Genomic DNA, 20,851 nt, shown 5'->3' with positions numbered 1-20,851 from the left:
TGACATGGTGGGGGTCAGCAGTTCGAGTCTGCTTACGTCTACCAAATATGTTATAGAAAACAACCACTTAGAGATTAAATTTCTAGGTGGTTTTTTTTGTCGGCAAATTGTCGGTAAATTGTCGGCAAACTCCACCTGAATTTACGGCCAGATTCCGGCAAACCAACTCTATTTTTTTGTCACTTCGGCCAATAAAAAGCCCCTTGGAAGGGGCTTGTAAGGGCTTAACGATAAGAAATTTTAACCGGTTCATCCGGTTTATGCCGTCCAACATAATGCTCAAACATGGCTTCTGTCGCATGCCCGGCCAGTGCTTTTGCGTAGTCCTTGCCATACCTTTGCATGACCCGATATTCACCCAGCGCACGTATTTCGTGTAGTGTCGGTTTCTCTTCAGGGGTCAGATGGTCAAATATGCCGGACTTGTCGCGGTACTTGGCAAACTCGTTAGTGAGCCATTGCGGGGTCATGGCCATGTGATGGCTTTTACTTTCACGGATTTGTTGAGTTAATTTTTTCGGCATGGCATGTAACAGGTAAGGGCAAATAAAAGTAAACCGTGATTCCATGCAGAATAGAACGGCTTGGCGTAATTCAGGATGCATATCCACCTGAATGAAAATAGGCTTTTTATAGTTTGCCGTTTTACCCTGTTTTACCGTGAAAGTATTGTTTTGCAGGTCTATATCATCACGCTTGAGCTTGGTTAGATCCTCACGGCGTTGCAGGGAGTGCAGTGCAAGATCAATGGCCCGTTGCAGGTAATCCGGGCTAATCTCACGGATGGCCATTAACTCTTCAAACCGGATAGGCTGGCGTACTTTATCCGGGAGTACTGCCGCCATGGTTTTTTCGGCCAGATTTTCCGTGCACCAGCCTTGATGTACGAAGTACTGCCAGGCTTCTTTTAACAGTGCCTGGTGCTTTTGGTACGCATGCGCTGGCTTAGAGTTCAAAAAGGCCGTCACGTCAGTGTGCTTGACCTCATTAATCCGGTGAATATCGCGCCAGGCCTCTTTATAATTATTCAGGCGCTGCTGGTGGGCCTTGCGTGTCGTATCAGAAAATTTCTTTTGGAAATAATGGTCACGGAACAGGTCAAAAGCTGCTTCAGCACTGAATTATTCTTTTAAGCTGATAATGATTTAATTACTATCCAGTATCATGTTTCCAGACTAACAAATCAGCTCCGCTAATCTAGAGCCATTAAAAACGCAAGACGCTACTATCTGACTTCACGTTTCTGTCTATATAAAAATTTACCTATTGAAAATAATTAAAAGGGCTGTCTTTAAAAATAATATTAAAGTTTTAAATCAAAAAATGCTGCTGGGAAACTCATACAAATTATTCAATGACATATGCAGTATTTAGACAAAAATTCTAATCATTCTGGTTTATGCTACAACAGGATGACAGGAGGTAAATCAATCAAATGAATGAAAGTGACTATATTAATATCCTGCTGCACCTGATTAGTGCATTGGTAGCAGGGGCTGCGATTGGTCTTGAACGCAGTTTTCATGGACGACCAGCCGGTTTTCGTACCCATACGCTGGTGTGCCTGACATCAAGTTTATTAATGCTGGTAACACTGTATCAAAGCCAGTGGATGCCGGGTGCTACCCATGACATGATCCGTATTGATCCAACCCGTACTGCACAGGGCATTATGACAGGTATTGGTTTTCTAGGGGCCGGGGTTATTTTTAAGGAAGGGCTGAGTGTACGTGGCTTAACCACAGCCGCCTCTATCTGGATTACCGCAGCCATCGGAATTTTACTGGGTATTGGATTTTTCTTTCCTGCCGTAGTGGCAACTATCCTGACCGTGGGAATTTTGTCGGTATTTCGCCGTATTGAATCCATGATGCCATCACAAGCCTATGCCCATCACTGGATACGGTTTGCCCGTGATCAGGTTATGCAGGAAGATGAACTGCGAGCCTTGTTAAAAAACCATGGCTTTAGCGTTAATGCCATGAGCTACCATGCGGATCAGGACAATTCCTTTCGCTACCAGATGACAGTAAGTACTCTAAATATTAAAGGGCTGAACCAGTTAAGCCAGACTTTGCTTAGTATGAAAGAAGTAGAAGGTTTTGGCATTTCACCAACAGGTGATTAATGTAGAGTTGCCTTAGATATCAGTACAAAAAAACTGCCCGCTGAATCATTCACTGGGCAGGTTTTTTTATTGGGTGGTAGAGCAGGTTAGGATGCTTTGCTCTTTTTGTCTGATGACTTCTTCTCTGACGATTTTTTGGCACTGTCCTTTTTGCTGGAGGCTTTTTTGTCGTCAGTTTTTTTAGTGCTGGATTTTGAACTGGCTGACTTCTTGCTATCAGCGCTTTTGCTATCAGATTTCTTGCGGGTAGATTTTTTACTGTCAGCGGTGGTGTCAGACTTGCTTTTAGCTGATTGACTTTTGGCTGACTTCGGTTGATCGGACTTGGATTTTTCAGTTTTGGTTTTTTCGGATTTGGCTTTGGTTGACTTGGTAGAGCTATCAGACTTGCCTTTGGAATCGGATTTACTTTTCGCATCAGATTTGCTGGCTGCCTTTTTCTTGCCGCCACCATCCTGTTTGTTTACGGTAGCCCAAGCAATGCGTTCGGCATCATCTGTTGAGCGTCCCTGTTTCTTTTCACTGTCTTCAATGTGTTCAGCCTGACGCTTTTGTTTGTCGGTATATGCTGATTTATCGCCACGAGCCATGATAAGTTCCTCACTAAAATTATCTACTCTAGTGTTTTAACATGGCTAAAAAGCACTTGAGTAAATAACTGTCACGCTGTGTAGGGCAACTGCAAAACGTGTAAAGGTCACATCAAAACCGACTGTTTTAAGCGCAAAATAAGCAGTTCAGGTATAAAAATGAACGATTAATGCAAAAAATAAAGGGGCTTAAAATTATTAAAAAGCAGTTAATTTTAGCCAATTCAAGCAAATCAGGTTATTAAACAAAGGTTAAAGACCAAAATAATATAGGGAACTAAAGTTCCCTATATTATTTGGCTTAATGCCTCAATGCAGACTGAAGCGCCGGTTAATTTTTCTGTTGTTCAAATAATAAAAACTCAATAAGGGCCTTTTGTGCATGCAGGCGGTTTTCTGCTTCATCCCACACGACAGCACGCGGGTCATCCAGCATGTCTTCGGAAATTTCCTCGCCACGGTGCGCAGGCAGGCAATGCATGAACAAGGCATCAGGACTAGCCAGATCCATCAGTGGCGGGGAGATCTGAAAAGGTGCAAAGCGGCGCTTGCGGGTATTTTGTTCGTTTTCCTGACCCATGCTGGCCCAGACATCGGTCGTCAGCAGATGAGAGCCTTCTGCTGCTTCCTCGGCGCTTTTAACCAGCTCGACACAGTGGGCGTATTCTTCCAGTAACTCAGGCTCCGGCTCGAAGCCATAAGGGGTCGCAATGCGTAATTTAAAGTCCAGCATGTGGGCTGCATGTACATAGGAGTTGCACATATTGTTACCATCACCAATCCATGACACGGTTTTGCCGGCAATCTCACCGCGATGTTCCTTAAAAGTTTGCAGGTCGGCCAATAGCTGGCAAGGGTGATGAGTGTCGGTTAAGCCATTAATGACCGGAACTCTGGAGTATTGCGCAAAGCGTTCTACAGTGGTGTGGGCAAATGTCCGGATCATGATGACATCCAGCATGCTGGAGATCACACGGGCAGAATCTTCAATAGGTTCACCACGGCCAAGCTGGGTATCCCGCGGTGATAAGAATATGGCTCCACCACCAAACTGGATCATGCCTGCTTCAAAAGATACCCGGGTGCGGGTACTGGATTTTTCAAAGATCATGCCCAGCACTTTACCCACAAAAGGCTGATAAATTTCGCCCTTGTGCTGCATGGCTTTGAGTTCAATGGCACGATCAATAATTGCTTTAAGTTCTGTAGCGCTAAGATCGGTTAAGGTTAAAAAATGCCGCAGGGCCATAGTGTCTCCGCAAAAACAATGAGCACCACAATCTGGTGCTCACAGCCAATGTCATCCGTTTAATATATAAGACTACCCCGAGTATAAGCGATTGCGGGGCAAGCCTGCAAAGGCTATCCCACTTTGCTATTCGTAATCCGTGTATGCACAGAACAGGGCTTGGATGTTTAGCGGTATTTCATTTTCAATGTGCCATTCAAATGTAATGAATATGTCATTACATTTGCTGTCTTACAGGCGATTTAATTGAGCCAAGATTTGGTAAGCGTTTAAGGCTTGATCTTCCTGATTTAAAATAATCTGGGTATTGGCATCCAGTAAGGCTTGCTCGGCTGTGAGCAGATCATACGTAGTACGAGTACCCAGTTCCAGTTCACGGCGAATAGTTTGCAGGGCCAGCTGGGCTGCATCACGTGCCTTGATCAATGCGGGATACTGGTTCTGGCTGGTTTGCAACATGGCATAGTTTTCAGTAAGGCGTTGCTGAAGCTGGCGACGGCTACTATCCAGCTGCTCCTGTGCCATGGCAACCCGGGACTGTGAGCGCAATACTTCTGCCTTGCGGATGCCACCATCCAGAATGGGTAGGCTAGCCTGCAAACTCACCCCATAGGCACCAAGCCGACTGGTCGAAAAATCACTGTCATCCTGTGTATTGGCACGGCCCGCCAGTTGAATGCTCGGATAGCTTTCCCGGTGGCTAAGTTCCAGTTGCTGTTGCGCGGCTTTTAATTGCAGCCGTGCATTTTCAATCAAGGGTGTGCTTTCACCTAAAGCTAATGCTTCAGTCAGAGCAGGTACTGTTGGCACCTGATTTAAAGGTTCAAGATTTTGCGGACTTTGCCCGGTAAGCTCTACATAGCGGGACTGGTCAATTTGCAGGCTGGCTTCGGCACGGCTCTGACTGGCTACACCCTGAGCCTGACGTGCATTGGCTTGAGCCAGATCGGTTTTGGTGACTTCACCAGCCTTAAGGCGTAAACCAGCGTCACGGGCGGCCTGATCAAGCGAACGCTGATTGTCCTGTTCCAGTTGTATCAGCGCCAGATCGCGGGTAATGGCAGCATGCAGGTTAATGGCTGCCAGTGCGGCTTGCGTATCTATATAGCTAACATTGGCCTGTGCTGCCTCAATGCCGGTCTGGGCGGCCTGAATGGCCAACTGCTGACGACCTGCTGTATATAAAGGGTAGTTAAACTGCACACCCACTGTTTGAGGAAAACGCTTACCTTCTTCTGGGAACAGGGCATTTTTTTCAGTGCTAATGTAACCTGCACCAATTTCAGCATTGGCACTCAGCTTGAATCCATACTGGGCGCGGATTTGTGCCAGCTGGGCAGCCTGATCTTCAACTTGTAAACCAGCGAGCCGACGTTCTGATTGATAATCTCTGGCCAGCGCAATACTTTCCTGTAGGGTCTGGGCGTGTGCTGCTACCGGACTTGCAACAAAGGCGCATAATAAAAACGCGGCACCGTGCGCAAAGGCAGGTGCATGAAAATAAGAAAACTTCATGATGAAAGGCGATGTCCTGCTAAAAAACGGTCAACCAGATATTTTAGGTAATGATCAGCATCCAGATGGTCTTCCAGCGGGGAAAGACCAACCAGCAAGCGCCACTGCGCATGCCGCAGCATGCCAAAAAACAGCGTGGCTGATTCATAAGGATGCGGGCAGTCAATTTCACCCTGAGTGTGGGCGCGTTCCAGTAAATTGGCCACAATCAGCAGGCCACGCTTCGGGCCGGAATCATAAGCCAGTTGTGCCAGTTCAGGATCTCGTTGCGACTCTTCAACCACTAGTCGCGTGAAGGCAATATTATCGGGGTCAGTAAATGCGGTATAGACTGATTTGGCTGTCAGCAGCATGATTTCATGCAATGACTGGCCGGGTTGCCATTGTGGCGGCGGGTTTGACTTAAAGAATTTTTCACAGCGATATTCAAACAGGGCTGCAAACAAACCCTTTTTATTACCAAAATATTGATAAATCGCTGCTTTTGAGCCGCCACAAAACTGCACAATGTCATCAAGGCTAACGGCATTAAAACCTTTTTCCAGAAAAAGCGTATTGGCAGCCTGTAATAATGACGCCCGGCGCTCAATACCACGACGGGTTAGCGCCGAAGTACAACTGGCTTGCGAGGTGTCCGGCACATTGGTCATAGAAAAAAACTCATCGAAAAGTTACCGCCCTAGTTGATTCCACGCAAAAAAAGTGCAAACTGCTCTTGTCAGAAAAATGTACTGTTCGGTACAGTACAATATCATTCACCTTGATGCTGCGCAAGGAGCATAAAATGTCGGCTAATGCCCCAAATGTTCAATCGCCTAAAGCCGTCAATAATGCACAAAGCAGTACGACCGATGAGGCAGTATCCGCTGACGATGATTCCCGGAATCAAGATGCTGCTGCAATGAACAAAAGAAAGCGCTTACCCAAGATTATTTTAGCAATTTTTTTAGTCCTTGCCGTGCTTGGGCTGATTTATTATTTTCTGGTTTACCGTTTTTATGAGTCAACTGACAATGCTTATCTGAAAGCTGATGTGACCTGGGTTAGTCCACGGGTTTCAGGGGAAATTATTCAGCTTAATGTTAAAAGTAATCAGGAAGTTAAGGCCGGTCAGGTTTTAATGAAACTGGATGACCGTGATACACAGGCGCGTTATGAGCAGGCTAATGCCATTACCGCATTGAAAGCCGCGGCTCTTGATGTACAGCGCCAGAATATTGCCGGACAACAAGCCATGATTGCTGAAGCGCAGGCTGGACTTGAAGCCGCCAACGCGGAAATGAACCGCCTGAAAAAAGACTATGACCGTTACCAGCAACTGCTGCGTGAAGGGGTGACCACACGCCAGCGCATGGAAACTGTACAGTCACAATATTTAAGCGCCTTGGCACAGGTTAAGCGCGCGCAGGCTGGCGTGGTGGCTGCACAGGCACAACTCGGTGGCGTGCAGGCCAGCCGTGAACAACTGGTAGCAGATGTTAACAGCGCCAAGGCCAATGTGAATTTAATCGGTGTAGATGCCTCATCTGCACAGGTTGTAGCGCCAGTTTCCGGCACCATTGGTGATCTGGCCGTGCGTCTGGGTAGCCGGGTAAATCCGCAAACCCGCCTGCTGGCGATTGTTCCACTGGAAAAAACCTTTGTGGAAGCCAACTTTAAAGAAACCCAGATTACTGAAATGCATATAGGACAGAAGGTTACAGTAGAACTGGATGCCTATCCTGAGCACGAATTTACAGGTCATATTGACAGTTTCTCGCCAGCATCGGGTGCTGAGTTTTCGCTAATGCCACCTGAAAATGCCACTGGTAACTTTAATAAGGTAGTACAGCGTGTGCCAGTTAAGATTCTACTGGATCGCAAAGCTGGTGATCCGGTATTGCGTCCGGGATTGTCTGCCACAGTCAAGGTTGATCTGCGCACCTAACTTTAGAATCTTTATGTCATTACATTGTCAATACTTTTGTTTTTAAGAAAATAATCACTGTTGCCGGAATGACTGTAAATTCAGGCAATTGTGATTGTATTTAAAGTTGCTGTTGTATTAAAAATGGTCTTCAGCACTGGAATTAACTATGAAAATCAGTCCTGCTGCGGCATGGGCCATGTTTGGTGCCATGGTTTTTGGCAATTTTATGGCAATTCTGGACATTCAGATTGTTGCAAGTTCCATTAACGAAATTCAGGCAGGCCTTGGCGCAAGCCAGAGTGAAGTCGCATGGGTACAAACCATTTACCTGATTGCTGAAGTTATTGCCATTCCCTTATCGGCGCTATTGTCTAATCTGTTATCCACACGGATTTATTTTACCATTTCGGCGCTGGGTTTTTCGCTGGCTTCCCTGATGTGCGGTTTTGCATGGAATCTGGAATCGATGCTGGTATTTCGTGCATTTCAGGGTTTTCTGGGCGGCGGCATGATTCCAACTACCATGGCTGCGCTGTTTGTGTTATTCCCACGGGAAAAGCAGGCCTTGCCCATGGTAGTGGTTGGAATGGTGAGTACACTTGGCCCAGCCATTGGCCCAACCTTGGGTGGCTGGCTGACCACACACTTTTCATGGCACTGGATGTTTTTTATTAACATCATGCCGGGCTTGTTGATTGCCGCATTTGTTTACTCAGCGCAGGATCTGGATAAACCCAATCCGTCATTATTTTCAAAGATCGACTGGCTGGGGCTGGCCAGCATGGCTATTTTTCTGGGCGGTCTTGAATTTGTGCTGGATGAAGGGCCGCGCAACGATTGGTTTTCCGACCATATCATTTTATATACGGCCATTGCCTGTGTGCTTTCCGCCATCATATTTTTCTATCGTTGCCTCACGGTTCAGCAGCCGATTGTTGACCTTTCAGTGTTTAAGAACCGCAACTTTAGCTTAAGTTCAATGATGACCTTTGTGCTGGGCATGGCGCTATATGGCATGGTGTACATTGTGCCAGTATTTCTGGGACAGGTGCGTGGCATGAATAGCAGCCAGATTGGCCATATCATGCTGGTGATGGGCGTGACCATGTTTTTGTTTGCCCCGTTTGTTGGCTCAGTCATGTCAAGGTTTGATGCGCGAAAAGTTATCTTTCTTGGGCTGTCGGTGGCTGCACTGGGTGTTGTCTTAAATGCCAATCTAACCACCCAGAGTGATTTTGACGAATTTTTCTGGCCACAGGTACTGCGCGGCATTGGCATGATGATGGGCCTGATTATTATGTCGCAACTGGCAATGTCGACTTTGTCCATGCATCAAATCAAAAGTGCCAGCGGTGTCTACAACCTGACCCGGAATATTGGTGGGGCTATTGGCTTGGCTATTATTAACACCCTGATAGACCAGCGCATGGCAGTGCATGTAACGGGGTTAAGCAGTTACTTAATTCCATCACGGCCAGAAGTGGTGGATTATCTGGCGCAGACCACTGCCAAGTATCAGGCCATTGCAGGTGATCAGGCTGAGCAGTTGGCCATGTCCATGCTAAGCCGGCAAATGCATCTGCAAGCCCTTACCTTAACGTTTAATGACATTTTAAAAATGCTGGCTGCACTGATGTTTGCCACTGCCTTTATTGTCTTTTTGGTCAGGAAGCCTAGTAATTCACCCGTGGATAATATGCCAGTTCATTAGAATTGACATAAAACGCCATATTTGCAGCGTTAAATTAGAGTTTTTATTCAATTTAACGGTGCAAGCTTGGTTAAAGCTTTATATACTCGGCAACCATTATCACGTTGCAACGCTAATGGATATCTTTATGAGTCAGTCAAATTCCGCAGGCCGTCGTTTCCGCGATGCGTTAGCTGTAGAAAAACCATTACAAATCCTCGGTACGGTCAATGCCTATGCCGCCATGATGGCAACGCAGGTGGGCTACAAGGCCATTTACCTGTCAGGTGCCGGTGTTGCCAATTATTCTTACGGTTTGCCTGACCTTGGCATGACCAGTCTGGATGACGTACTGACCGATGTACGCCGCATTACCAGTCAGGTTGATACGCCATTGCTGGTAGATATCGATACCGGCTGGGGCGGGGCATTTAATATTTCCCGTACCATCAAGGAAATGATTCGTGCTGGCGCAGCAGCAGTACATATTGAAGATCAGGTTGCACAAAAACGCTGTGGTCATCGTCCTAACAAGGAAATTGTTACGCAAGCCGAAATGGTAGACCGTATTAAAGCTGCGGCCGATGCCAAAACTGATCCTGATTTTGTGCTGATGGCACGTACCGATGCGCTGCAACAAGAAGGCCTGCAAGGCGTTATTGACCGTGCCTGTGCCTGTGTGGAAGCCGGTGCTGATGCCATTTTTGCTGAAGCCATGACCGACATTACCATGTACCGTAAAGTCGTTGATGCGGTTGGTGTTCCGGTTCTGGCCAACATTACCGAGTTTGGTACAACTCCGTATTACACCGTAGATGAACTGGGTGAGCAGGGTATTGGCATGGTGCTGTATCCGCTGTCTGCCACCCGTGCCATGCAAAAAGCCGCGCTGGAAGTGATGCAGGCCATTCGCAAGGAAGGCACGCAGGTCAATGTACTGGACAGCATGCAAAAGCGCAGCGAACTCTATGAATTCCTGAACTATCATTCGTTTGAAAATAAACTGGATCAACTCTTTAAGTCGGAGAAATAATAATGGCAGAAGGTAAAGTATTGTCTGGCGCGGGTTTGCGTGGTCAGGTTGCAGGTAAAACTGCATTATCTACCGTTGGCAAGTCTGGCGCAGGTTTAACCTACCGTGGTTATGACGTCAAAGACCTTGCGGAACATTGCGAGTTTGAAGAAGTTGCCTATCTGATTTTCTTTGGTGAATTGCCAAATGCAGAACAACTGGCCGCTTATAAAGCCAAGCTAAAAGGCCTGCGCAGCTTGCCTCAAGCCTTAAAAGATGTACTGGAGCGCATTCCTGCCGATTCTCATCCAATGGATGTCATGCGTACTGGCTGTTCCATGCTGGGTAACCTTGAAACCGAACAATCGTTTGCCGAGCAGCAACAAGTAACTGACCGTTTGCTGGCTACGTTCCCGTCCATCATTACCTACTGGTATCGCTTTAGCCATGATGGCGTGCGTATTGATGAAAACACCGATGATGACTCAATTGGCGCGCACTTCCTGCATTTGCTAAAAGGTGAAAAGCCCAACGAGCTGCATGCCAAGGTGATGAACGTTTCGCTGATTTTGTATGCAGAGCATGAGTTTAATGCCTCTACATTTACGGCACGTGTTTGTGCATCAACCTTGTCTGACATGCATTCCTGCGTGACTGGCGCGATTGGCTCCCTGCGCGGCCCGCTGCATGGTGGTGCCAACGAAGCTGCGATGGACATGATTGAAAAATTCACTGATCCGGATCATGCTGAAAGCGAAATGATGGCTATGCTGGCGCGCAAAGACAAGATCATGGGCTTTGGTCATGCCATTTACAAGGACAACGATCCACGTAACGGCATTATCAAGCAATGGTCAGAAAAACTGGCGGCTGATGTCGGCGATACCGTGCTGTATCCCGTGTCTGTACGCTGTGAAGAAGTGATGTGGCGCGAGAAAAAACTGTTTTGTAATGCAGACTTTTTCCATGCGTCGGCTTATCACTTCATGGGTATTCCAACCAAGCTGTTCACACCAATTTTTGTGATGAGCCGTTTGACTGGCTGGGCTGCTCACGTGATGGAACAGCGTGCGGACAACCGTATTATTCGCCCAAGTGCTGAATATACTGGCCCTGAACTGCGTAGCGTAACACCTATTACTCAGCGTTAATTTGCTGTAGCGGGTAAAAAGCAGGTCTTAATGGCCTGTTTTTTTATAGCGAAAGATAAATAGCTAATTTAATATCCTAGTATAAATTATATAAAAATTATTAGTATAAAAAATCCTGCTTCGTCCTGCCTAAAACAATGCAACACTTTAAGACCAGAGATTCATGCAAAGTGGCTGATAAAACAGTATAATGTCGCCTTTCTTAATTTTAGTAGCGCATTAGGATAGACAATGACTGCACGTATTCAACAAGGCAAATTAAGCATTGCCAAAGAATTGTACGATTTTATTGAAAACGAAGCCTTGGCTGGTACAGGTGTCGATAGTGCAACCTACTGGAAAAACTTTGAGCAGGTCGTCACTGATCTAACGCCAAAAAATAAAGAATTACTGGCCAAGCGTGAAGCGCTGCAAGCCCAGATTGATGAGTGGCACCGCAATAATCCGAGTTTTGATAAAAACGCATATCAGGCGTTTTTACGTGAAATCGGCTACATCGTGCCTGAAGGCGAAGACTTTCAAATTAGCACCGAAAACGTTGATGAAGAAATTGCAACATTGGCTGGTGCGCAACTGGTTGTACCAGTACGCAATGCGCGTTATGCCTTGAATGCGGCCAATGCACGCTGGGGTTCACTGTACGATGCCTTGTATGGCACTGATGTTATTTCTGAAGAAGATGGCGCTGAAAAAGGCAAAGGCTATAATCCGGTTCGTGGTAATCAGGTAATTGTATTTGCCAAAAACTTTCTAGACAAAACCTTTGCACTGGAAAATGGCTCCCATGCTGATGCCACCAAATATGCCATTGATGCAACTAAGCTGATTGTTAGCCTAAAAGACGGCAGCACTACTGGCCTAAAAAACACAGTACAACTGGTGGGTTATAACGGCGATGCTGCTCAACCCAATGAAGTATTGCTGAAAAACAATGGCCTGCATGTAGTTATCCAGATTGATACCAATAGCCCGGTTGGCCAGACTGACGCCGCTGGTGTAAAAGACCTGCTGGTTGAAGCTGCAGTCACAACTATTCAGGATTTGGAAGATTCAGTTGCTGCTGTTGATGCCGAAGAAAAAGTTGAAGGCTATCGCAACTGGCTGGGCCTGATCAAAGGTGACCTGCAAGAGTCTTTCCAGAAAGGTGGCAAAACGGTTACCCGCCAAATGAATTCTGATTTGACCTTCAACGATCTAAACGGTGGCGAGCTGAAACTGCATGGCCGTTCTTTAATGCTACTGCGTAACGTTGGCCATTTAATGACCAATCCAGCCATTTTGGTTGGCGATGCTCAGGAAGAAATTTTTGAAGGCATTATGGATGCACTGGTAACCTCCTTGCTGACTATCCAGGACATTAAAGGGACTAACACCTTACGTAATTCACGCACAGGTTCCATGTATATTGTTAAGCCAAAAATGCATGGCCCAGAAGAAGTGAAGTTTGCCGTTGAGCTGTTTGAGCGTGCTGAACAAGCAGTTGGCCTGCCGCCTAAATCCCTAAAAATCGGGATTATGGATGAAGAGCGCCGTACTTCTGTTAACCTGAAAGAATGTATCCGCGCTGCCAGTGACCGTACTATCTTTATTAACACTGGCTTTATGGATCGTACCGGTGATGAAATCCATACTTCCATGGAAGCTGGCCCAATCGTACGTAAAGAAGAAGTGAAAACCCAGAAATGGCTGGCTGCTTACGAAAACCGCAACGTTGCCATTGGTCTGGCTTGTGGTCTGCAAGGCAAGGCTCAGATTGGCAAAGGCATGTGGCCAAAACCAGACATGATGAAAGACATGCTGGCAACCAAAACCGCGCATCCAAATGCCGGTGCTTCCTGTGCATGGGTTCCATCGCCAACTGGTGCTGCACTGCATGCACTGCATTACCATGAAGTGAACGTGAAGGCGCGTCAGGATGAATTAAAGTCCCAGCCAGCGGCATCACTGGAAGATTTGCTGACTCCACCATTGGCCAGTGATACCAGCTGGTCTCAGGATGAGTTGACTAACGAGCTGGAAAACAACTGCCAGGGCATTTTGGGCTATGTGGTTCGCTGGGTAGACTTGGGTGTTGGCTGCTCTAAAGTACCGGATATCAATAACGTAGGCTTAATGGAAGACCGTGCAACTCTGCGTATTTCCAGCCAGCACGTTGCCAACTGGTTGCGTCACAATATTGTGAGCAAAGAGCAGGTGCAGGAAGTACTGGAGCGTATGGCGGTAATTGTTGACCAGCAAAATGCCAACGATCCATTTTACAAGCCAATGGCACCAAACTTCGCTGCTAGCGTAGCTTTCCAAGCGGCCAGTGACCTGATTTTCAAGGGAACTATACAGCCAAGTGGTTATACTGAGCCATTGCTGCATGCTGCACGCTTAAAGTTAAAAGCTGCCCAGTAAGTTTTAATCATTAAAAAGACCGCTCTCACTCAGGGCGGTTTTTTTTATTAGGTCTTTATCAAAACGCTAAATTTTTCAGGTTTGTACAATGTATAAACAGCAAATGCCAAAAACCTGTAAAAACCACTCTGGTTTTCGGGACAGGTTTTATTTTAATGTTATGATAAATTTGCAGGCTTGGCGGAGTATTGGCGGGTGAAGGATAAACAATCCAGCAGTTTTCGTGGCGACTTTCGTAGCAGTTTTCGTAATATTGGTCTGGTTGGGCGTATTGGAAAAGCAGCAGTTGTAGATACCCTGTGTCTACTGTACGAGCATTTGATTTCCAAGGGCTTGCATCCTATTTTTGATGAGGAAACTGCCACGCTGGTGTCGATGGATGCGGTTCAGGTCGTATCGCGTTCCTTACTGGGAGAGGCTTGTGATCTGGTGATTGTGGTGGGTGGCGATGGTTCACTCCTGCATGCTGCACGTGATCTGGTTCGTTATAAGACCCCCGTCATTGGCATTAACCGGGGGCGACTGGGCTTTCTCACGGATATTTCGCCCAATGAAGTGCTCTACAAGCTTGATCAGGTACTGATGGGACAATACCAGATTGACCGCCGCTTTTTGCTTCAACTGGAAGTGCGTTCTGGCAATCAGGTGAAGTACGAGGCTATTGCGCTCAATGATATTGTGCTGCATGCCGGTAAATCGGTACACATGATTGATTTTGAGCTGAGCATTGATGGGCATTATGTGTATCGACAGCACAGCGATGGCCTGATTATTTCAACGCCGACTGGTTCTACCGCATATGCATTGTCTGCTGGTGGCCCGATTATGTATCCCACCATGGATGCAGTGGTGATTGTACCCATGCATCCGCACACTTTGTCCAGCCGGCCAATTGTGGTTGGCGGTGAAAGTGAAATCAAGATTTATATCCGTGATAACCGTGTCTTACCCATGGTTAGTGCTGATGGCCAAACCAGTATTTCACTGCAAATTGGCGACTGGTTGCATATTCGCAAGCATCCATTCAAACTAAGCCTGCTGCATCCGCCTGGCTATGATTTTTATGCGGCCTGCCGAACCAAGCTGGGCTGGAATCAGGATTTTGATAAATTCAAAGAGGAATAGTCTTTATTCAAACCACTTTGTAAAAGACAAGTTGTAAAGAGAAATGAAGTATGAATATTGATCAGATAATAGCAGCACTAACGCCGGAAATTGTAGAGCGTTTTAAGACGGCAATTGAAACCGGCAAATGGCCCAATGGCCAGCTGGTAACGCCCGAACAGCGTGAAACCTGCATGCAGGCTGTGGTGGCGTGGGAACACAAACATTTACCGGAAGAACAGCGTACTGGCTATATTGACCGGGGTAACAAGAAAAAAGATGAAAGCTGTGATTCCCATAGTCATGACTCATCCAATGATAATCCCGACGAAGAACGGCCATTGCGTCTGGTGTAGTTTGGGCAGTAACATTGCGCCGTACTAAATGCAATTTGGTTAGGCTAGTGATTAGCCAGCGGTGCAATATTTAAAAATTTCAATCACTATTCTTGGAAAAACAGGAACGCTGCACGGCAGTTTTAATACAAATGATAAAAATTCAATATCTTGGTTGGCTATGGGCAGGTTTGCTGGTCAGTAGCAGCCTGTGTGCCCAAGAAAATTCTGTGCAGAATACAGATGATCTGGCGTATGACTTTTTTACCGGTACACTACAACTTGTCGCGCATACCCAATCAGGGGCTAATAAATCTGGCAACAGGCCTGCTTTGCAATTACAGCTAAACCGTTGTGACCTTGGGCAAAACCAGTATTGGTTGCTGGATAATGAAGATCATACAGTGCAGCAATTTATACAAACGTATGAAAAACAGCTTAAGCTCGCTGACCGTAGTAATACCAGTGCAGACCATAAGATTCAGGCTACAGTAATTGGTGCTTATCAGGAAAAAGAGGGCGAGAACTATCTGGTAGTAAAAAGTATTGAAGAGGTTCAGCCTGATACCAGTTGTCATTTAATGGATATGTTTTCTTAAAAATACGGGCAAGTTGGTGCTAAAGCTGCAAAAAGCCTGCTGAAACTGAGTTGAAATAAGTGGTAACGACCCCTATGTTATTAAAGTTATTTTTCTAAAAATTCAGAGAACATTTATGCTATTTCATATTCCCAAATTGCCATCGGAAATGCAGATTACCCACTTAAATGGCAAGCTGGAAGATCAGCAGCTCAAACTGGCAGAATCCCTGATGGGCTGGGGCGAGCAGCGTGAGCTGAAAAAGCGTATTGAGCGTGACCAGAAACAGCGTAAAAAAGACAATCAGCGTATTTTCGTACTGGACTTTAAAGGTGATATTCAAGCCAGTAGCGTTGAACATTTGCGTGAAGAAATTACCATTATTTTATCAACTGCCAAGGCGGGCCGTGACCGGGTAATCTTACGTCTTGAAAGTCCAGGTGGGCTGGTGCATGGCTATGGTTTGGCAGCAGCACAACTGGCACGCCTGCGTGATGCTGGTTTTAACCTGACTATTTGTGTAGACAAAGTGGCCGCCAGTGGTGGCTACATGATGGCATGTCTTGCACACGAGATTATTGCTGCACCGTTTGCTGTGGTGGGTTCTATTGGGGTGGTGGCACAACTGCCAAACTTCCATAAGTTGTTAAAGCAGCATAATATTGATTTTGATGTCTATACTGCTGGTGAATACAAGCGGACAGTGACTGTATTTGGTGAAAATACCGATGAAGACCGCGCCAAGTTTGAAGCTGAATTACAGCAAACCCATGCGCTGTTTAAGCATTTTGTTGAAAAATACCGTCCCAAGCTGAATGTATCACAGGTAGCTACTGGCGAGCACTGGTATGGTGAAGATGCCTTAAAGCTAAATCTGGTAGACAAGCTGGAAACCTCAGATGCCTATTTGTTAGCCTTGCTACCCAAGCATGATGTGTATGTCCTGCATTCGCGCAAGAAGCCTACTTTGGGTGAAAAGCTGGGTTTGCAGGCTGCGCAGTTAAGTAGTGAGCTTGCACCTGTATTAACCAATGTTCTGCGTGAAAGCCTGATGAAACTGAGCAGCAAGGTGGTTATGCTAAAAGATAGTCGCCTAAGCTAATTAGGTTGGGTTTCTATATTTTCTAATGTTTAAAACAGTTGGTTTTTAAAAGACGTCTGATTGAATCAGGCGTTTTTTTATTGCTGATTAAAACCAGACTTTAAGGGCATACCGGAATCCATGAGAGCCAGCACAGGCTGTAAGGATTGTTCTGTATGGCCCTGTTGTTCTAGTTGGGCAAAACGCTGTATAGCAAGTTCGTGTTCAACCACATAAGTAAAAAATGCTAAATCTTCAGGACTGCTATGCTGTTGAAGGCGTTTAAAGGCCTGCAAGAATTGTCTGGTGCCATCTTCAAGCAGTTGCATTGCCATTTTCCAGGGTAACAGGGCAAGGGCAGCTCCCGAAGCAGAAGCCTGAAGCTTGGCGATCACATCGGCTTTGGCATGTTGCTGGCTTTGCTTTAAATATTGCAAAAAATAGTCTTTGGTCTGGCTTTCCAGTGCAGCCAGTAATTGCCATTTTCTACGCTGGCTTGCATCAGCACTTAGCCGTGCTGCAACTTTAAATAATTGTTCGCCCAGAATTTCAGAAGTAAGTAGCTTGTTTAAATCTTTTTGCCGGGCTTTTTTAGAGTAGGTTCTGGAACTGGTCATGGTCATAGCCTTTTTAATTTGAAGTACAATTATTATGCAATGATGAAATAGCTTAACAAATATTTAGAGTAATTGCTCTAAATATTTGCTGGAACCATATTTTCAAATATAGTGGAGTTACGTGATCAATAGAGACATTAAGGCCGTAAATTAGCTATTTAACCGGCTAAGTACAGCTTGGCCCACTGCATGCGCACTCTTTGGGTTTTGCCCGGTAATCAGTAATCCGTCTTCCACAACTTTTTCCGTAAAGGGAATCAGCGCTTTTTCATAGTGGGCCCCGCGCTGGGCCAATTCATCTTGCAGACTAAATGGCACGGCATGATCCCGTTTGGCCAATTGTTCTTCCTTCCAGGAGAATCCAGTCAGTTTTTTATCTTTAATTAAGTAGTCACCGCTGGATAGTTTCACATTGAGTAAACCACAAGGGCCATGGCAAACAGCAGCAACGATTTTATTATTTTCATAAAACTCGGCAATCAGCCCCGCTAAGGCTTCATTATTTGCAAAGTCAAACATCACACCATGGCCGCCGGTCAGATAAATGGCCTCATATTGGCTGGCATCAACCTCAGCCACACATTGGGTGTTTTTAAGCTGATCCATAAAGGCCCGGTCTTCATAGCGCTTGTTCACTGCGTCTTTTAAACCTGTCATTTGAATGAGTTCTGGCATCAGCAAGCTTTCTGGATCAATTGGCACATAACCTCCTGCCGGGCTGGCAATATCCATGGTTAACCCGGCTTTTTCCAGCACATCCCAAAAATGCGTAAGCTCACTAAGCCACAATCCGGTACGGTAGCCCACTTTTTCAAATTCTGCGCTATTGGTCACTACTATTAAAACTTTTTTAATGGTACTCATACGGGCGGTCTCTTAAATAAAATATGCCCGTAGTGTAGATGCTTTAAAATCTAATACGCTGATAGTTAACTAATTTTAACAGCACTTTAAACAAAGCACTGTGCTTGAATACCAAATGCTACAGTGCAATCAAATGTTTATGCAGAGATTACCAAGGTCTTGCTAATGGCGTTGTTGCCATAGTTGCTGCGCCAGATCAAGCGCACTTTCAATTGAATCGGCTTTTTGCAGGCTATACAACGCCAGTGCCAACGTACCAGTAATTGCCTGATATCCATAGGCATGTTCTGCGTTGCCTTGCCAGACGGCAATAAAGTGATTAAGGTCAAAGGCTTCTTCAGCATCAGAGCGGGCAGGATTAAGCATTGGCCACTCCAGCTCATAACCAGTGCCATTTTGAATGCCGACCACTAGGGTGCGAGCATCCGGGTTGCGCTCAAATTCGCCGCCTTCGCCTTTAATCACAGCCGTGTTCTGATAACCCAGCCGCATGGCTGCCTGCTGGTGTGATGCCCGATAAGCCGGATGGAAAATGGCTTGTAGCGTTACAGGGGCGTTGAGTGGGTTAATGAGGCGAGCCAGTGTATGCACTGGCGAGCGCAGGCCCATCAGGTTGCGCATTTCAATAATATCACCCAGTTTTGCTGAAAATGCAGCCAGTGGCATATAAGCAAAATTATGCTGTAATAGCGCCTGTTCAACCTGCTGGCTATTGTGACAAATCTCATGGCCCAGTTTAGGCAGTACATCCTCGGTATACAGGCGGTTAATGGTGTGACCTGCCGCACCGTGCATAAAAATACGGTAACCATGTTTGGCCAGGGTTAAGGCTGCCAGCAAAAACCATGGATAATGCTTGCGCTTGCCAGCATAGCTGGACCAGTCCAGATCCACCTGCAATGCCGGAAGCTGGATACGGTCTTTACTAGCCTGTACAAAACCAGCCAGTTCATCAACTGATTCTTCTTTCACCCGCAGCAGCATTAGGAAAGCGCCCAACTGGACATCTTCCACTTCATCATCCAGAATCATGCCAAAAGCGTCTAGGGCTTCTTCATAAGTCAGCGAGCGACTACCACGTTTGCCCTTACCCAGAATACGGACATACTGGGCAAATGGATGTTCGTTATCCTTGTAAATATTGGCCTGTGGACGCGGACGGGAAGTAGTCATGATTTGGTATCTTTAATAAGCTGGTTTAGGATTGAACAGGAGAATAGCAAAATACGCGCCATAACGGCTTCGCTGGATTGCACCAAAGTGTTCAATTGTTTTGGTATTAATCAGTATTAATACTGCAAAAACTGTCCCGTATAATGGCATAATTACTGCCGTTGTTTTTAGATCAATTTTGAAAGGAATTTTTTATGTTGGCACATGATGCTGATTTAGAATTGTTTCGCGACAATTTTCGCCGCTTTCTGGCTGAAAACATCAAGCCTCATTATGAGCAGTGGGAAAAAGAAGGCATCATGCCGCGTTCCGTATGGAATCAGTTGGGTGAAAATGGCTTTTTGTGTGTTGACATGCCGGAAGAATACGGCGGCTATGGCGTACCGACCAATTATTCACTAATGCTGGTTGAAGAAGCAGCGCGTGCGGGTTACGGTTCGCTGTCCACTGCTATATCCGTACACTCGGAAATTGCTGCGCCCTACATTTTGCACATTGCCAACGAAGAGCAAAAACAGCAGTGGATTCCAAAAATGGTATCCGGTGAAGTGGTTGGTGCAATTGGTATGACTGAGCCGGGTGCTGGTTCTGACCTGCAATCACTACGCAGTAGTGCCATTTTGCAAGGCGACCATTATGTGCTCAATGGTTCCAAAACCTTTATTTCCAATGGTCAACATGCTGATCTGGTGATTATTGCTGCCAAAACTGATCCGGCTGCGCGTGCCAAGGGCGTATCGCTATTACTGGTAGATACGCATCTGGAAGGCTTCAAGAAAGGTACTAACCTCGACAAGATTGGCCTGCATTCTCAGGATACCTCAGAGCTGTTCTATGACAATGTAAAAGTACCTGCCAATCAGTTACTAGGTAATGCTGGCCAAGGCTTTGCCTACATGATGCAAGAGCTGCCACGCGAGCGTCTGGGCATTGCCGTGACTGCGCTGGGTGCCATTCTGGGTGCAATTGACGTCACCATACAGTACGTGAATGAGCGTCAGGCATTTGGTCAGCCGATTGCCAAATTCCAGAATACCCGCTTTGTACTGGCACAAGCCAAGATCGAAGCGCAGGCGACTCAGGCATTTGTGAACCAGTGTATTGAAAAATATATGGCTGGTGAGCTGGATGTACCAACCGCAGCAGCGGCTAAAGCTTACACCACTGACATGCAATGCAAGGTTGCCGACAACCTGCTGCAATTATTTGGTGGCTATGGCTATATGACTGAATATCCAATTTCACGTTTCTATGTAGATGCCCGTATTCAGCGCATTTATGGTGGCACCAACGAAATCATGAAAGAAATCGTTGCCCGTGAGATTCTGGGTCGCTAATTAGTATGGCGTTAAACTGGATCAGAGGTCTGGTTTAACGCTTTTTGTTTTTATCCAATAAATATAAGTAATTCATAAAATCTAATTTGAGGTTTTTTAGTTATAAGTATTTTTAAAT

19 protein-coding genes are annotated in these 20,851 nt (G+C 46.0%); 11 read left to right on the top strand and 8 right to left on the bottom strand.

Features of this window, described 5'->3' with window-relative positions; genetic code table 11:
* Positions 1-224 precede the first annotated feature (224 nt).
* The gene (locus BKE30_RS04825; protein ID WP_143253653.1) at positions 225-956 is read right to left on the bottom strand and encodes a tyrosine-type recombinase/integrase; all 732 of its coding nucleotides are present in this window, start codon (positions 954-956) and stop codon (positions 225-227) included.
* Positions 957-1,435: 479 nt separating this feature from the next.
* On the opposite strand from BKE30_RS04825, the gene BKE30_RS04820 reads away from it, so the two are divergent.
* Positions 1,436-2,128 carry an MgtC/SapB family protein gene (locus tag BKE30_RS04820; protein ID WP_076877502.1) on the top strand — a complete coding sequence of 231 codons (693 nt, stop codon included), beginning with the start codon at positions 1,436-1,438 and terminating at the stop codon, positions 2,126-2,128.
* Between the two features lie 86 nt (positions 2,129-2,214).
* Here the strand turns inward: BKE30_RS04820 and BKE30_RS04815 are convergent, their stop codons facing one another.
* The 4 genes from BKE30_RS04815 to BKE30_RS04800 all read right to left on the bottom strand — a co-directional run bounded on the left by BKE30_RS04815 (position 2,215) and on the right by BKE30_RS04800 (position 6,132).
* Positions 2,215-2,718, bottom strand: coding sequence for a hypothetical protein (locus BKE30_RS04815; protein WP_076877501.1), 504 nt, complete (start codon positions 2,716-2,718; stop codon positions 2,215-2,217).
* Between the two features lie 331 nt (positions 2,719-3,049).
* Positions 3,050-3,967, bottom strand: a complete 918-nt coding sequence (gene argF / locus BKE30_RS04810; protein WP_076877500.1) for an ornithine carbamoyltransferase — start codon at positions 3,965-3,967, stop codon at positions 3,050-3,052.
* Positions 3,968-4,198: 231 nt separating this feature from the next.
* Positions 4,199-5,482: a TolC family protein gene (locus tag BKE30_RS04805; protein WP_076877499.1), complete on the bottom strand. Its 1,284-nt coding sequence runs from the start codon at positions 5,480-5,482 to the stop codon at positions 4,199-4,201.
* A complete protein-coding gene (locus BKE30_RS04800) occupies positions 5,479-6,132 on the bottom strand; it encodes a TetR/AcrR family transcriptional regulator (protein ID WP_076877498.1) in 654 nt (217 codons plus the stop codon). Before BKE30_RS04800 ends, BKE30_RS04805 begins: the two co-directional genes overlap by 4 nt.
* Before the next feature lie 251 nt (positions 6,133-6,383).
* On the opposite strand from BKE30_RS04800, the gene BKE30_RS04795 reads away from it, so the two are divergent.
* From BKE30_RS04795 to sohB, 9 genes are all read left to right on the top strand, one after another.
* Entirely contained in the window at positions 6,384-7,409 is a 1,026-nt protein-coding gene (locus BKE30_RS04795) for an HlyD family secretion protein (RefSeq protein WP_076877504.1), read from the top strand.
* 148 nt (positions 7,410-7,557) lie between these two features.
* Positions 7,558-9,102, top strand: a complete 1,545-nt coding sequence (locus tag BKE30_RS04790; RefSeq protein ID WP_076877497.1) for a DHA2 family efflux MFS transporter permease subunit — start codon at positions 7,558-7,560, stop codon at positions 9,100-9,102.
* Between the two features lie 127 nt (positions 9,103-9,229).
* Positions 9,230-10,114 (top strand): methylisocitrate lyase, encoded by an 885-nt coding sequence (prpB, locus tag BKE30_RS04785; RefSeq protein ID WP_076877496.1) that lies wholly within the window; start codon positions 9,230-9,232, stop codon positions 10,112-10,114.
* A 2-nt stretch (positions 10,115-10,116) separates the two neighbouring features.
* Complete coding sequence (gene prpC, locus BKE30_RS04780) at positions 10,117-11,244, top strand: bifunctional 2-methylcitrate synthase/citrate synthase (protein WP_076877495.1); 1,128 nt, start codon at positions 10,117-10,119, stop codon at positions 11,242-11,244.
* A gap of 231 nt (positions 11,245-11,475) precedes the next feature.
* Positions 11,476-13,644, top strand: coding sequence for a malate synthase G (locus BKE30_RS04775; protein WP_076877494.1), 2,169 nt, complete (start codon positions 11,476-11,478; stop codon positions 13,642-13,644).
* A 195-nt stretch (positions 13,645-13,839) separates the two neighbouring features.
* On the top strand, positions 13,840-14,769 hold the full coding sequence (locus BKE30_RS04770; protein ID WP_076877493.1) for an NAD(+) kinase: 930 nt from the start codon (positions 13,840-13,842) through the stop codon (positions 14,767-14,769).
* Between the two features lie 50 nt (positions 14,770-14,819).
* A complete protein-coding gene (locus BKE30_RS04765; RefSeq protein ID WP_076877492.1) occupies positions 14,820-15,104 on the top strand; it encodes a YeaC family protein in 285 nt (94 codons plus the stop codon).
* 131 nt (positions 15,105-15,235) lie between these two features.
* Positions 15,236-15,682, top strand: coding sequence for a hypothetical protein (locus BKE30_RS04760; protein WP_076877491.1), 447 nt, complete (start codon positions 15,236-15,238; stop codon positions 15,680-15,682).
* Positions 15,683-15,797: 115 nt separating this feature from the next.
* Positions 15,798-16,763, top strand: coding sequence for a protease SohB (gene sohB / locus BKE30_RS04755; RefSeq protein ID WP_076877490.1), 966 nt, complete (start codon positions 15,798-15,800; stop codon positions 16,761-16,763).
* A gap of 77 nt (positions 16,764-16,840) precedes the next feature.
* Here sohB and BKE30_RS04750 read toward each other — a convergent pair whose 3' ends face one another.
* From BKE30_RS04750 to BKE30_RS04740, 3 genes are all read right to left on the bottom strand, one after another.
* On the bottom strand, positions 16,841-17,359 hold the full coding sequence (locus BKE30_RS04750; RefSeq protein ID WP_076877489.1) for a hypothetical protein: 519 nt from the start codon (positions 17,357-17,359) through the stop codon (positions 16,841-16,843).
* A gap of 150 nt (positions 17,360-17,509) precedes the next feature.
* Positions 17,510-18,223 carry a type 1 glutamine amidotransferase domain-containing protein gene (locus BKE30_RS04745; protein ID WP_076877488.1) on the bottom strand — a complete coding sequence of 238 codons (714 nt, stop codon included), beginning with the start codon at positions 18,221-18,223 and terminating at the stop codon, positions 17,510-17,512.
* Positions 18,224-18,385: 162 nt separating this feature from the next.
* Positions 18,386-19,396, bottom strand: a complete 1,011-nt coding sequence (locus tag BKE30_RS04740) for a glycosyl transferase family protein (protein ID WP_076877487.1) — start codon at positions 19,394-19,396, stop codon at positions 18,386-18,388.
* 194 nt (positions 19,397-19,590) lie between these two features.
* On the opposite strand from BKE30_RS04740, the gene BKE30_RS04735 reads away from it, so the two are divergent.
* A complete protein-coding gene (locus tag BKE30_RS04735; protein ID WP_076877486.1) occupies positions 19,591-20,733 on the top strand; it encodes an acyl-CoA dehydrogenase family protein in 1,143 nt (380 codons plus the stop codon).
* The last annotated feature ends 118 nt before the right edge of the window (positions 20,734-20,851 follow it).

Source organism: Alkanindiges hydrocarboniclasticus (assembly GCF_001982605.1).
In the GTDB taxonomy this organism is placed as follows: Bacteria; Pseudomonadota; Gammaproteobacteria; order Pseudomonadales; family Moraxellaceae; genus Alkanindiges; species Alkanindiges hydrocarboniclasticus.
The sequence above is the reverse complement of the archived record's forward strand: the minus strand, read 5'-3'. Positions and strand labels throughout refer to the sequence as shown.